Source organism: Kitasatospora aureofaciens (assembly GCF_019192735.1).
In the GTDB taxonomy this organism is placed as follows: Bacteria; Actinomycetota; Actinomycetes; order Streptomycetales; family Streptomycetaceae; genus Kitasatospora; species Kitasatospora aureofaciens_A.
The window spans coordinates 42522-56079 of record NZ_JAHTKP010000050.1; the positions used below are offsets into that span (position 1 = coordinate 42522).

General features: G+C 73.6%; 11 protein-coding genes and 1 rRNA gene. 6 read left to right on the forward strand and 6 right to left on the reverse strand.

From position 1 onward, the window contains the following. Nucleotides 1-3: 3 nt before the first annotated feature. Both KV557_RS31960 and hpf read right to left on the reverse strand, forming a co-directional pair. Complete coding sequence (locus KV557_RS31960) at nucleotides 4-762, reverse strand: response regulator (protein ID WP_374106699.1); 759 nt, start codon at nucleotides 760-762, stop codon at nucleotides 4-6. Between the two features lie 196 nt (nucleotides 763-958). Further along, complete coding sequence (hpf, locus tag KV557_RS31965) at nucleotides 959-1651, reverse strand: ribosome hibernation-promoting factor, HPF/YfiA family (RefSeq protein WP_218205046.1); 693 nt, start codon at nucleotides 1649-1651, stop codon at nucleotides 959-961. Between the two features lie 368 nt (nucleotides 1652-2019). On the opposite strand from hpf, the gene KV557_RS31970 reads away from it, so the two are divergent. Further along, a complete protein-coding gene (locus tag KV557_RS31970) occupies nucleotides 2020-2742 on the forward strand; it encodes a ComF family protein (RefSeq protein ID WP_308130177.1) in 723 nt (240 codons plus the stop codon). A gap of 48 nt (nucleotides 2743-2790) precedes the next feature. Here the strand turns inward: KV557_RS31970 and KV557_RS31975 are convergent, their stop codons facing one another. From KV557_RS31975 to mtrA, 3 genes are read right to left on the reverse strand one after another with little or no spacing between them, the layout of a single operon-like run. After that, nucleotides 2791-4659 (reverse strand): LpqB family beta-propeller domain-containing protein, encoded by a 1869-nt coding sequence (locus KV557_RS31975; RefSeq protein ID WP_218205047.1) that lies wholly within the window; start codon nucleotides 4657-4659, stop codon nucleotides 2791-2793. Continuing rightward, on the reverse strand, nucleotides 4634-6748 hold the full coding sequence (gene mtrB / locus KV557_RS31980; protein WP_374106700.1) for an MtrAB system histidine kinase MtrB: 2115 nt from the start codon (nucleotides 6746-6748) through the stop codon (nucleotides 4634-4636). Before mtrB ends, KV557_RS31975 begins: the two co-directional genes overlap by 26 nt. Before the next feature lies 1 nt (nucleotide 6749). Beyond that, nucleotides 6750-7427 (reverse strand): MtrAB system response regulator MtrA, encoded by a 678-nt coding sequence (gene mtrA, locus KV557_RS31985; RefSeq protein WP_030247322.1) that lies wholly within the window; start codon nucleotides 7425-7427, stop codon nucleotides 6750-6752. A gap of 288 nt (nucleotides 7428-7715) precedes the next feature. On the opposite strand from mtrA, the gene KV557_RS31990 reads away from it, so the two are divergent. From KV557_RS31990 to KV557_RS32010, 5 genes are read left to right on the forward strand one after another with little or no spacing between them, the layout of a single operon-like run. Further along, nucleotides 7716-8927, forward strand: coding sequence for a DUF7544 domain-containing protein (locus tag KV557_RS31990; RefSeq protein ID WP_218205048.1), 1212 nt, complete (start codon nucleotides 7716-7718; stop codon nucleotides 8925-8927). Between the two features lie 5 nt (nucleotides 8928-8932). Continuing rightward, entirely contained in the window at nucleotides 8933-9604 is a 672-nt protein-coding gene (locus KV557_RS31995) for a DUF4129 domain-containing protein (RefSeq protein WP_218205049.1), read from the forward strand. Beyond that, nucleotides 9601-10833 (forward strand): DUF4350 domain-containing protein, encoded by a 1233-nt coding sequence (locus KV557_RS32000; protein WP_256178268.1) that lies wholly within the window; start codon nucleotides 9601-9603, stop codon nucleotides 10831-10833. Before KV557_RS31995 ends, KV557_RS32000 begins: the two co-directional genes overlap by 4 nt. A 26-nt stretch (nucleotides 10834-10859) precedes the next feature. Beyond that, on the forward strand, nucleotides 10860-11846 hold the full coding sequence (locus KV557_RS32005) for an AAA family ATPase (protein ID WP_218205057.1): 987 nt from the start codon (nucleotides 10860-10862) through the stop codon (nucleotides 11844-11846). 40 nt (nucleotides 11847-11886) lie between these two features. After that, the gene (locus KV557_RS32010; RefSeq protein ID WP_218205050.1) at nucleotides 11887-13197 is read left to right on the forward strand and encodes a DUF58 domain-containing protein; all 1311 of its coding nucleotides are present in this window, start codon (nucleotides 11887-11889) and stop codon (nucleotides 13195-13197) included. A gap of 281 nt (nucleotides 13198-13478) precedes the next feature. On the opposite strand, the gene rrf is transcribed toward KV557_RS32010, so the two are convergent. Continuing rightward, nucleotides 13479-13558: ribosomal RNA gene (gene rrf / locus KV557_RS32015) — 5S ribosomal RNA — on the reverse strand; the annotation flags it as partial.

Consider the following 13558-nt stretch of genomic DNA (forward strand, 5'->3'; position numbering starts at 1 on the left):
CGGTCACCCTATTTCGAGGATCTTCTCGCGCATCGCGTAGACCACGGCCTCCATCCGGGAGTGCAGTTGGAGCTTCTCCAGGATGTTGCGCACGTGGTTCTTCACGGTGTTCTCGCTGATGAACAGCTCCTTGGCGATCTCCCGGTTGTTCATCCCGGTCGCCACCAGCTTCAGGACCTCCAGCTCCCGGTCGGTGAGCCGGGGCGCGGGCACCAGGTCCCGGTCGTCGGAGCGGCGCTGGATCATCGACTTGAACTCGGTGAGCAGCTTGGAGGCCATCGACGGGCTGATCTGCGACTGCCCGTCGGCGACCGCGCGGATCGCGGTGGCGACCTCGTCGGTGGAGATCTCCTTCAGCAGGTAGCCGGTGGCGCCCGCCTTGATCGCCTCGTAGAGGTCGGCCTCCTCGTCGCTTATCGTCAGCATGATGATCTTGGTGCTGGGCGCCACGTCCTTGATCGCGGTGCACGCCTCGATCCCGCTGCGGCGGGGCATCCGGACATCCATCAGGATGATGTCGGGCAGCAGGTCGGCGGCCTTCAGCACGGCCTCGGCGCCGTCCCCCGCCTCGCCGACGACCTTGATGTCCGGCTCCTCCGCGAGCACGATCTCCAGCCCGCGGCGGAACAGCGCGTGGTCGTCCACCACCAGCACGCGGATCGGCTCACCCCGGCGCGGCGCGTACACGGGCTCCTCCCCCGGTCCCGGTGACAGTCCGGTGACCGGCCCCGTAGCGGGCCCCAGCCCGAAGTGATCCCCCATCCGCTCCTCCCCCTTCGCAGGACGTCGTGCGCCAATCATTCCACGCCCCGGCGCCGCCGCGGTCACCCTCCGATGCCGAATCCCCCGCATTGGGTGACCAATCGGCCACCGCCCGCCACCACGGTCGCCCTGTGTTCGGAACGCCGGTGACCCCGGCGGCACCGGCCGCCGGGGTCACCGATCACTGCTCGGACGGTCAGTTCTCGTCGTCGGACCCGCCGATCGCTCCGCCCGCACCGCCGCCCGAACCGGCGGCAGCGTCGGGCTGCAGGTGGATGACACCGTAGTGGTAGCCGTGCCGGCGGTAGACGACGCTCGGCAGGCCGCTGTCCTTCTCTACGAAGAGGTAGAAGTCGTGGCCGACCAGCTCCATCTCGTAGAGCGCCTGGTCCAGCGCCATGGGGGCGGCCGGGTGGGTCTTCTCCCGGACCACCAGCGGGCCTTCGCCCTCCACTTCCAGGGATCCCATCATGGTCTTGCGGACGGACCCGTTGGTCTCACCCTCCGGCGCCGTCGTCTCCGGCAGCCCGGCCAGGGCCGCGGTCGCCTCGGCGACGCTGATGGGGGTGCGGCCGTTGCCGCCCTTGTGCACCCGGCGCCGGTCTGCGGACTTGCGCAGCTGCGCGTCGAGCTTCGCCGAGGCCAGGTCGAGCGCCGCGTACGGGTCCCCGGCGGCGGCTTCGGCCCGGATCACCGGCCCACGGGTACGGAGAGTGATCTCCACCCGCTCCGACCGGTCGGCCTGCCGCGGGTTGTGCTCCTTGGACACCTCGACGTCGAGGCTGATCACCTTGCCGTCGAACTTCTGGACCTTCTCCAGCTTCTCGGCCACGTGCTCGCGGAACCTCTTGGGCACCTCGGTCTTGCGGCCCTTGACGACGATGTCCACGCAGAACTCCGATCCCTCGTGCTGACGCCGATCCGGGTGCTACCGGATCGGGCTGAGACCCAGCTGGACCAGCCCATCCACTGCCGGCCCCCCGCCCCGCCGCGAACGGCGGAAACGACTGGCCCTCACCTCACTTCCTCCCCACCAGGGACGGTTGAAACCCCCTGGAGCCTTATCGAACACCTCACCCGGGGTTTTCGCCTCCCCAGGCAGGGACGTGAGGACGACCCGATGCGGTGGGCGGACGGTCAAGCTGATGCACCCTGTCTACCCTCCCTGCGAGTGAAGCATGGGTAAATACCTGGACAACACCCCCCGTACGGCGCATTCTTTGCTCACTCTCCGTGCCTCCGCCGCCAGGAACAGCCGTGCCACCCACCATCGACCCCGTCCGCCCGCCCTCCGCCAAAGGGCCGTTCGGCCACGCACTGGCCGATCTGCTGGACGTCCTGCTGCCCGCCCGCTGCGCCGGCTGCGGCGCCGACCGCACCCAGTTCTGCCCGGCGTGTCGGCACATCCTGGCCACCGCCCGGCCCGGCCCCACCGTGCTGCCCTGGGCGCACGCGACCGCCCTGTACACCGATCCGGTCCGGCAGTTGCTGCTCGCCCACAAGGAGCGCGGCGCCCTCCGACTGGCCGGACCGCTCGGTGAGGCGCTCGGCCGGGCGGTGCGCTCCGCCCTGGGCCCGCACGCCGGGCGGGCGCCGCTGCTGCTGGTGCCGATGCCGTCGGCCCGGGCCGCCGTCCGCGCCCGCGGCCACGATCCGACGCTCCGTTTGGCCTCGGCCGCCGCCCGCTCGCTGCGCCGGGCCGGTCTGGACGTCCGGGCCGCGCCGCTGCTGCGGCACGCCCGTCCGGTCGCCGACCAGGCCGGGCTGACCGCGGCCGAGCGCCGGCGCAACCTGCACGGTGCGCTCACCGTCCTGCCGCGCGCGCGGCGCGGCCTGGCGGGCCGTCAGCCGGTGCTGGTGGACGACCTGGTGACGACCGGTGCCAGCCTCGTCGAGGCCGCCCGGGCGCTGGCCGCAGCCGGCCTGCCGGCCCGGGCGGCGGCCACCGTCGCGGCGGCCGGACCGCTCCGGAGCGCCTGAAGCCGGTTCAGCCCGGGCTCTGTCGGGACATCAGCCGGGACCGGGATATCAGCCGGGATAGAAGAACGCGCTCGCTCGGTCCGGCAGCGTGACCTCTCGCCACTGACTGCTGATCAGCCGGTAGATCTTGCTGTCCGCGTTCTGGAGCGCGAGCACCGGCGGCGCCTGGATCAGCACGTCCCCACGGTTCTCGGAGGCCGCGACGCTGACCATGCCCTCGCCGCTCTGCAGCGGGGCGTCGGTGTTCTGCGAGCCGTCGGTGCTGATGTAGTGCAGCTGCGGGAGCCGGTCGGCCTCCTTGCCGAGCACGAGCAGCTGGTCGGACTCCGCCCAGGACAGCGAGGAGACGTCGGTGAGCGCGGGCGCGGCCGGGCGCAGCCCGGTGATCCGCGCGGTCGGCGCCTCCGGGGTGCCGCCGTGCTCGACCAGCCCGAACATCAGCGACCGGCCGACGCCGCCCTGGTTCTTCACCACGAGGGCGGCCCGGGCCCCGTCCGAGGAGACCTTGAGCATCTGCACGCTCACGCTCTGACCGTCCGGGCCCTCGACCGGCACGGTGTAGCTCTTGTTGCCGCGGACCATCACCACGCGCGGGGCGTCCGGGTTGCGGTCCACGACCCAGAGGTCGCCGCGGCCGTCCCAGCTGGGCGAGGTGAGCCCGTCCTCGCCGGAGCGCACCGCCGAGGTGAGCACCGGCTCGGGCATGGCGACCGCGCTGTCGGACAGCGGCACCGACCAGAGCTGGTGGCCGTCGCGGCTGATCGCGGCGGCCTGCGAGCCGTCCCGGCGGACCGCGATGGTGCCCAGCGGCTGCTTGCCGGCCGGCTGCGGCTTGCCGAGGACGCCGTGGACGGTGTTGTTCGACGAGTCGTTGATCTGCAGCAGGATGCCGTTGTCGGCACGCTGGAAGTACTGCTGCCCGCCGGCCGCGCCGACCAGGGCGCCGGGGCCGGTGAACGGCGCGTCGCTACGGCTGGCGTTGCAGCTGCCGCGCTGCCCCTTCAGCTCCAGCTTCTCGACCTGGCCCTTGCCCTGGTCGGCGAGGGTGTAGAAGAGCTGGGTCGCCATCCGCCGGCAGGACATCGCCTCGGTGAGGTCGGTGCCGACGAGCTGCACGTGGGCCACCCGGCCGTCGTCGACGCTGACCTTGTCGACGCCGACGCCGTTCGGGAAGGCGGTCTGGACGACCGGCGCGAGCCAGGTCGAGGGCCCGCCGACCAGGGCCTTGGCAGCCGAGGTCAGCGGGTCTATTCGGCGCCGCAGGTAGATCGGGTCGGCGATCAACACCTGCTGGGCGGCGGCCCCGCCGACGGCCGACGGGTCGGCCGACGTGTAGAAGAACCGGTCCACCTGGCGGTAGCTGTTGCGGAAGTTGGTCTCGTTCATGATCAGACCGGAGGGCAGCTTGTCGATCCGCCACTCCCCGTCCTTCTGCCGGACGAAGGTGAAGTCGGACGAGACCGTGCGCTGGCCCCCCACCAGACGGTACGAGTGCTTCTCGTCGACCTTCGCGACCACCTGTCCGGTGAGGGAAGCGGACACCGTGGTGTCCGTCTCCGAGACGTCCTGGCCGGCCTGCATGGCGGGGGTGGCGGAGAGCACCTCGATGCCCGCGTCCGGGTTCCAGTTCGCGGCGGCGTCCGGGGTGAGGTACTTGCGCGCGGTGTCGTAGCTCTCGTCGGCGGTCACCGCGTCCAGGAACCCGGCCAGCAGGTCGCGCGGCTTGGCGCCCTTGGCGGGTGCCACCGGGAAGACCCGCACCTGCAGGTTCTTGTCGGACGACCCCTGCGACAGCTCGACCCTGGTGATGCCGCCGGAGTCCGGCATGGCCGCGCAGCCGCCGGCCAGCAGGGCGCCCAGCACCCCGCCGGCCACCGCCGTGAGCCGCGGATCAATCCTGCTGCTCGTCCTTCGCACGCTGCGACCCCTCCGTGTCCGTGCCGCCCGTCAGGTCCGGCTCCGCCGTGCGCTGTGCCACCGACGGCCGTCCGGGCGTCGGGTCCACCATGACCTGGGCGCCGGTGGCACCGTACCCGGCCCCCGCGGTGCGCACGTCCGACGGGTCGGAGCGCGGGCCCTCGGGCAGCCGCTGCTTGGCCAGACCGGGGCCGATGGTCAGCACCCCGCCGAGGCCGCTGCCGAAGCCGTTGCCGGTGCTTTCGGGCGTCTCGGCCTGCTCCTCGGCGGCGCTCAGGGCGGTCGCGCCGGCCGGGCTGATCGCCCGCCGGTACGGCGTGCCGTAGGTGCCGAGGCCCCGGTTGTTGCGCGAGTCCTCCGGCTCCAGCCGGAACGGTGCCCGGCTGATCTCGCCGCCGCGGGTACGCGGCAGGGTGAGCCGGAAGTGCGAGCCGCCGCCGGGCTCGCCCCAGGCCTGGAGCCAGCCGCCGTGCAGGTGCGCGTCCTCGACGGCGATGGACAGGCCGAGGCCGGTGCCGCCGGTGGTCCGCACCCGGGACGGGTCGGCCCGCCAGAAGCGGTGGAACACCCGGGACGCCTCGCCCGGCTTGAGGCCGATGCCGTAGTCGCGCACGCCGACCGCGACCGCGCCGTCGGCCGAACCCAGCCGGACCACGACGTCCCGGCCCTCGCCGTGCTCCAGCGCGTTGACCACCAGGTTGCGCAGGATGCGCTCGATCCGGCGGGAGTCCACCTCGGCCACCACCGGCTCGCCGTCGCCGCGGATCACCACGGCGCTGCCCTTGGCCTGGGCGAGCGGGTCGGCGGCCTCCACCACGCGGGCGACGATCTCGCGCAGGTCCACCGGCTCGGCGTCCAGGATCGCGGCGCCGGCGTCGAAGCGGCTGATCTCCAGCAGGTCGGCGAGCAGCGACTCGAAGCGGTCCAGCTGGCCCTGGAGCAGCTCCGCCGAGCGGGCCGCCATCGGGTCCAGGTCCTCGCGGCTGTCGTAGATCAGGTCGGCGGCCATCCGGACCGTGGTCAGCGGGGTGCGCAGCTCGTGCGAGACGTCCGAGACGAAGCGCCGCTGCACCCGGGACAGCTCCTCCAGCTGGCGGATCTGTGCCTGCAGCGCGTTGGCCATCCGGTTGAACGACTCGCCGAGGCGGGCGATGTCGTCGGTGCCGGTGACCTTCATCCGCTCTTCCAGGTGCCCGTCGGCGAGCCGCTCGGAGATGCCGGCGGCCATCCGGACCGGGGTGACCACCTGGCGCACCACGACCCAGGCGATGCCGCCCATCAGGATCACCACGAACACGCCGGCGGTCGCCAGGGTGCCGGTGATCAGGTTGAGGGTGTCCGTCTCCTGGCCGAAGGAGAACACGTAGAACAGCTGGTAGCTGGTGCCGGCCGGGCCGACGAACTGCATGCCGAGGGCCAGCCCGGGCTCGGTGTGCCCGCCGCTCTCGGCGGAGCGGTGGATCCGGGTCGGCTGGTCGAACATCTGGCCGGGCTCGGCGTACAGCTTGGCCCGCAGGGTGTCGGGGACGCTGCTGGGCAGGATGTCGCCCGAGTAGCGCGGGCCGAACCCGACCGCGTCCGGCATCACGGTCTGGCCGGTGCCGGGCATCATCGCGATCACCGAGTAGACCGTCTGCCCGCTCGCCGCCAGGTCGTTGACCTGCCGGAGCAGCCAGGTGCCGATCTCGTCGGTGCTCGGGTCCGACGCACCGCCGACCCGCAGCCGCTGGTCCTTGGCCTCGTCGATCTTCTTCAGCTCGGCCTGGAACCCGATCCTGGCCTGCTCGCGGGCGGAGGCCAGCTTGGTGTCCAGCAGGCCGGTACGCACCTGCGCCACCACGACCACGCCGAGCACCAGCACGACCGCGATGGACGCCAGCAGGGAGACCGCGACCACGCGCAGCTGGATCGAGCGGCGGTACAGCGCCGTCACGCGGTGCGTGGGACGGCGCAGCTGACGGGTCGCCAGCGCGAGCATCGCCGCCGGGCCGCGCCGGCGGCGGGTGGTCGAACTCAGCACGTCCCCGCGCACGGCGTCGGCCCCGTCGGTCGCGGAACCCGACGGGGCTGCGTCAGCCTCGTGCGTCACGTCAGCTGGGTCCGGCCTTGTAGCCGACGCCGCGGACGGTCACCACGATCTCGGGGCGCTCCGGATCCTTCTCGATCTTGGACCGCAGGCGCTGCACGTGGACGTTGACGAGCCGGGTGTCCGCCGCGTGGCGGTAGCCCCAGACCTGCTCCAGCAGCACCTCGCGGGTGAACACCTGCCAGGGCTTGCGGGCCAGCGCGACCAGCAGGTCGAACTCCAGCGGGGTCAGCGGGATGCCCCGGCCGTCCCGCTTCACCGAGTGGCCGGCCACGTCGATCACCAGATCGCCTATGGTCAGCTGCTCGGGGGTCGGCTCCTCGGCGCGGCGCAGCCGGGCGCGCACCCGGGCCACCAGCTCCTTGGGCTTGAACGGCTTGGTGACGTAGTCGTCGGCACCCGACTCCAGGCCCACCACGACGTCGACCGTGTCGGTCTTCGCGGTCAGCATGACGATCGGGATGCCGGACTCCGCCCGGATCTGCCGGCAGACGTCGATACCGTCCCTGCCGGGCAGCATCAGGTCCAGCAGGACCAGGTCGGGCTTGGTCTCCCGGAACGCGGCTAGCGCCCTGTCCCCATCCGCGACGAAAAACGGCTCAAAACCCTCACCACGCAGCACGATGCCGAGCATCTCGGCCAGTGCGGAGTCGTCATCAACGACGAGGACGCGTCCCTTCATGCGTCCATCCTCTCATTACCGGATTGTGACCTGCCGCACAGCAGTGCCAATGCTCCATAACGGCCAACTCCCTTCTTCGGTGAATTCCGGCCATACCAGGCGAATAAGCCCCGACCGAACGCCTCCGAACCGTCCCGGAGTCACGCCCCGACCCCCGTGACACCCCCGTTTCCGATCAGCAACCGGATACCCCTGGGGACTGTCGGCGCCCCATGGCACGATGGGCGCTGCGCGCGGGTGAAAGATCCACCCGGACCCGTGCACCAGGACGCCCTCCGAGGAGCAGTGATGACCGACACTCCGGGCTGGGCCTCGCCCAGCTCGTCCGAGCCGCCCCGCGACGACGCCCGGCCCCCGGCCGACGCGCCCGCCGCCGTGCCCGGGCAGTCGGCACCACCCCAGGGCGCCCCCGTCCCGCCCCCCGCCTGGGGCGGACCGCAGGTCCCGCCCGCCCGGCCCGGCTGGGGCGGCCCGCCGCCCGGCCCGCAGGGCCCGTACGGACCGTACGGCCAGGCGCCCTACGGCTGGGGGCCGCCGCCGAGCCCCAAGCCCGGCATCATCCCGCTGCGTCCGCTCGGCCTCGGCGAACTCCTCGACGGCTCCGTCGCCACCATCCGCAAGCACTGGCGCACCGCGCTCGGCCTCTCGCTGGGCATCGCCGTGCTCCAGCAGGCCGGCGGCATCGGCGCCGAGCTGCTGATCGGCGGCAAGACCGGCGACTTCACCACGGTCGTGGTCGCCCTGGCCCGGATGCCCCTCGACCTGCTGCTCGGCGTCATCGCGAGCGCGCTGCTGACCGTGGTCGTCAGCCGCGCCATCCTCGGACAGTCCGTGACGCTCCGGGAGGCCTGGCGCGACTCCGGCCCCCGGCTGCTCCAGCTGCTCGGGCTGAGCCTGCTGACCGGCCTGATCACCGGCGGTGTCGTCCTGCTCGGCTTCGCCCCGCTGATCGGCTACGAGATGGCCGGCGCGAAGTCGCCCGCGATCGTCGGCCTGCTGGTGATCGTCGGACTGCTCAGCCTCCCGGTCGGCGCCTGGCTCTGGATCCAGCTCAGCCTCGCCGCGCCCGCCCTGATGCTGGAGAAGCAGGGCGTCATCACGGCGCTGTCCCGCTCCCGCCGGCTGGTCCGCGGCGCGTGGTGGCGGATCTTCGGCATCAACCTGCTCAGCAAGCTGATCTCCTTCATCGTCTCGTTCGTCATCGCGATCCCGTTCACCGTGATCGGCCTGGTGGTCGGCTTCGGCGACCTCCAGCGGCAGGCCGCGAGCGGCGGCGAGACCACGGTCCCCATGACGATGCTGATCGCCGCGGCCATCGCCGGGGTCATCGCCGCCACCATCACCGTCCCCTTTTCCGCGGGCATCGGCGTGCTGCTCTACGTCGACCAGCGGATCCGCCGCGAGGCCCTGGACATCGAGCTCGCCCGCGCCGCCGGCCTGCCCGAGTACGGCGGCACCGGGTGGAGCGGCCGGCCCGGCCCCGACCCGACGAGGCTCTGACCCGGATGCCCACCTGGGGGGACAGGCTCCTCGCCGCGGGTGGCGCCCCGGTCACCGTCCCACGTGACCCGGCGCGCGACGCCGCCCGCGACGAGCTGCTCAACGCCGACTACCACCGGCACGACCCGAGCCTCGTGCAGCGGGTCATGGACTGGCTGAACGAGCGCTTCACCGATGCGCTCGACACCGTCGCCGGTGGCGGCACCAACGGCACCACCGGACTGATCTTCTTCCTGGTCGTGGCCGTCCTGATCGCCGCCGCGGTCTGGTGGCGGCTCGGCGCGCCCAAGCGGGCCGCCCGCACCGTCCTCGGCGTCTACGGCACCGACGGGCCGCGCAGCGCCGACCAGCACCGCGCGGACGCCGAACGGCACGCCGACGCCGGGCGCTGGGCCGACGCCGTCCGCGAGCAGATGCGCGCCCTGGTCCGGGCCCTGGAGGAGCGCACCCTGCTCGACGTCCGCCCCGGCCGCACCGCCGACGAGGCCGCCGCCAAGGCCGGCCGGGCCCTGCCCGAGCACGCCGCCGCGCTGGCCGCCGCCGCCCGCGCCTTCGACGACATCGCCTTCGGCGAGCGCACCGCCGACCGGGCCGCGTACGAGTCGCTGCGCGACCTCGACAAGGCCCTGGAGCGCACCCGCCCGGCCCTCGCCCCGGCCTCGGAAGGGGCGGCATGACCAGCACCGCACCCGCCACGCCTGGCACCCAGGAGCCCATGGCCGCCGGCCCCGGCACCCCGGCCCCCAGCAGCCTGGCCCCCACCGGCCGCGGCCTCTGGCGCCGCGCCCGCTGGTACCTGGCCGCCGTCGCGTTCGTCCTGCTCGGCGCCGTCGTCGTGGCAGGCCTCAGCCAGGACCGCCGCTACCCGCCCCTCGACCCGCGCTCGTACGACCAGGACGGCGCCCACGCCGTCGTCGCCCTGCTCGAACAGCGCGGCGTCAACGCCACCCTCACCACCGACGCCACCGCCCGCCCCACCGGCGCCGACACCCTCGTGCTCCCCGAGCCCGACCTGCTCAGCGCCGACGAGCTGCGCGCCGTCGCCGCCGCCCGGCACACCCGGCTGGTCCTCATCGCCCCCGGCCCGGCCGCGCTCAGCGCGCTCGTCCCCGGCGTCCGCCCCGCCGAGGAGCGCAGCACCCCGGCGTACGCCACCGTCCGCTCCACCGAACCGCAGTGCTCGCTCCCCGAGGCCACCCGGGCCGGCAGCGCCCACCTCGGCGGACTGCTCTACACCAGCGGCAGCCGCGGCGAGGGCTGCTACCCGCGCAGCCACGCCTACCCGCTGGTCAGCGCCCCCACCGGGAGCGGCGACGTGATCGTGCTCGGCAGCGGCGAGCTCCTCCAGAACCAGGAGCTTGCCAACGACGGCGACGCCTCCCTCGCTCTCGGCCTGCTCGGCTCCCAGCCGCACCTCACCTGGCACCTGCCGGACTACGGCTCGCCGGTCGCCGAGACCACCCGCACCCGGACGCTCTCCGACCTCATCCCGGCCGGCTGGCACTGGGCCACCGTGCAACTCGCCGTCGCCGCCGCCCTGGCCGCCCTCTGGCGCGCCCGCCGGCTCGGCCCGGTGATCAGCGAGAACCTGCCCGTGGTGGTCCGCGCCGCCGAGACCACCGAGGGCCGTGCCCGGCTCTACCGCCGCGCCAAGGCCCGCGGCCGCGCCGCCCAGGCCCTGCGCCGCGCCGCCGCCCACCGCCTCGCCCCCGCCCTGGGCGTCCCGCTCAACGCCGGCGCACCCGCCCCCGACGCACTATGCGCAGCCGTCGCCGACCGCCTCGCCGCGCGCACCGCCGGCGACGTACGGGCCCTCCTCTACGGCCCCGACCCGACCGACGACGCCGCGCTGCTGCGGCTCGCCGACGACCTCGACGCCCTCGAAAGGCAGGTACGGAAGCCGTGACCGAACAGGCCACCGCCCAGCTCCGCATCACCCCCGGCACGGCACCCGCCACCCCCGGCACCACCACCGACCCGCGCCAGGCGCTCACCGCCCTGCGCGCGGAGATCGGCAAGGCCGTGGTCGGCCAGGACGCCGCCGTCACCGGCCTCGTCGTGGCGCTGCTCTGCGGCGGCCACGTGCTGCTGGAGGGCGTCCCCGGCGTCGCCAAGACCCTGCTGGTCCGCACCCTCTCCACCGCGCTCAGCCTGGAGACCAAGCGCATCCAGTTCACCCCCGACCTGATGCCCGGCGACGTCACCGGCTCCCTCGTCTACGACGCCCGCACCGCCGAGTTCTCGTTCCAGCCCGGCCCGGTCTTCACCAACCTGCTGCTCGCCGACGAGATCAACCGCACCCCACCGAAGACCCAGGCCGCCCTGCTGGAGGCCATGGAGGAGCACCAGGTCACCGTGGACGGCGAGCCGCGCGCGCTGCCCGTCCCGTTCCTGGTCGCCGCGACGCAGAACCCGGTCGAGTACGAGGGCACCTACCCGCTGCCCGAGGCCCAGCTCGACCGCTTCCTGCTCAAGCTGATCCTGCCGCTGCCCGACCGCGACCAGGAGTTCCAGGTCCTCTCCCGGCACGCCGCCGGCTTCGACCCGCGCGACCTCGCCGCCGCCGGCGTCCGCCCGGTCGCCGGGCCCGAGCACCTCACCGCCGCCCGCGAGCAGATCGCCCAGCTGACCGTCTCGCCCGAGGTCCTCGCCTACATCGTCGACCTCTGCCGGGCCACCCGGCAGTCCCCGTCGCTCTCCATCGGCGTCTCCCCGCGCGGCGCCACCGCCCTGCTCGCCGCCTCCCGCGCGTGGGCCTGGCTGGCCGGCCGCGACTACGTCACCCCGGACGACGTCAAGGCACTCGCCCTGCCCACCCTGCGGCACCGCGTCGCGCTGCGCGCCGAGGCCGAGATGGAGGGCGTCACCGCCGACTCCGTCATCCAGGCCGTCCTCGCCCAGACGCCCGCCCCCCGCTGACCCACCGCACCCCTTCCGGGGACCCGAAGGAGCGCACCGCATGGCCCTCACCGGGCGAACCGCCCTGATCGCCGCGCTCGGCGCGCTCGTCGTGGGCCTGTTGCTGCCGTCCTGGGCCGGGATCGGCGCCGTCACCGGCGCCGTCCTGCTCGCCGTCGTCGTCGACCTGGTGCTCGCCGCCCCCGTCCGCAGCCTCTGGCTCGGCCGGGGCGGCACCACCACGGTCCGGCTCGGCGAGCCCGCGCCGGTCGAACTGACCGTCACCAACCCGTCCGGACGCCTCCTCCGCGCCCAACTCCGCGACGCCTGGGCCCCGTCCGCCTGGCGGCCCGGCACCGCCGGCACCGCCTCCCGGCACACCCTGCACATCCCCGGCGGCGAACGGCGCCGCGCCACCACCGTGCTCACCCCGACGCGCCGCGGCGACCACCACGCGCACAAGGTGACGATCCGTTCGCTCGGCCCGCTCGGCCTGGCCGGCCGTCAGGGCTCGCACCTCGCCCCCTGGACGGTCCGCGCGCTGCCGCCGTTCGCCAGCCGGAAACACCTGCCCTCCCGACTCGCCCGACTGCGTGAACTCGACGGCCGCACCTCGGTGCTGACCCGCGGCCAGGGCACCGAGTTCGACTCCCTGCGCGAATACCTGCCCGGCGACGACGTCCGCTCCATCGACTGGCGCGCCAGCGCCCGCCGGCACACCGTCGCCGTCCGCACCTGGCGCCCCGAACGCGACCGGCACATCCTCGTCGTCCTCGACACCGGCCGCACCTCCGCCGGCCGGGTCGGCGACGCTCCCCGCCTCGACGCCTCCCTCGACGCCGCCCTGCTGCTCACCGCCCTCGCCACCCGCGCCGGCGACCGCGTCGACCTGCTCGCCCACGACCTCCGCCAGCGCGCCTCGGTGGCCGGCCGCTCCCCCAGCGAGATCCTGCCCGCGTTCACCAACGCGATGGCCCTCCTGGAGCCCGCGCTCTACGAGACCGACATGCGCGCGCTGGTCGCCACCGCACTGAAAATGGCGCCGCACCGATCCCTCATCGTCCTGCTCACCGGCCTCGACGCCGGCCCCGTCGAAGACGGCCTGCTCCCGCTGCTCCCCCAGCTCGTCAAGCGCCACGAGGTCGTCCTGGCCTCGGTCGCCGACCCGTACCTCGACGAACTCGCCGCCGGCCGCGGCACCGTCGAGGCTGTCTACGGCGCCGCCGCCGCCGAACAGACCCGCGCCGACCGCCGCCACACCGCCGACCGCCTCACCCGCCACGGCGTCACCGTCCTCGACGCTTCACCCGCCAAGCTCGCCCCCGCCCTCGCCGACACCTACCTGGCCCTGAAGGCAGCCGGCCGCCTCTGAGAACCCCCTCTCAGAACTCCCCGAAAAGACGAAAGGGCACCTCGATTGAGGTGCCCTTTGTCGTATCTGACGGGCTTCGGGGGCGACGGCTGCAGCCCCCCCTCCGCGGCCGTCTCAGGATGTCCGAGAGGGCCCTTGCAGCCCCTTCTCGGGGCCCTGTCAATTTCCCGTTCCTGCGTTCCTGCGAACGCCGTTGAACGCCGTGGCATAGCGAAGTGCCGGCGTACCGGAAACGCAAAGAACCCCCATCCGGAATCGGATGGGGGTTCTTCGGAATGATTGTTCGGCGGCGTCCTACTCTCCCACAGGGTCCCCCCTGCAGTACCATCGGCGCTGTGAGGCTTAGCTTCCGGGTTCGGAA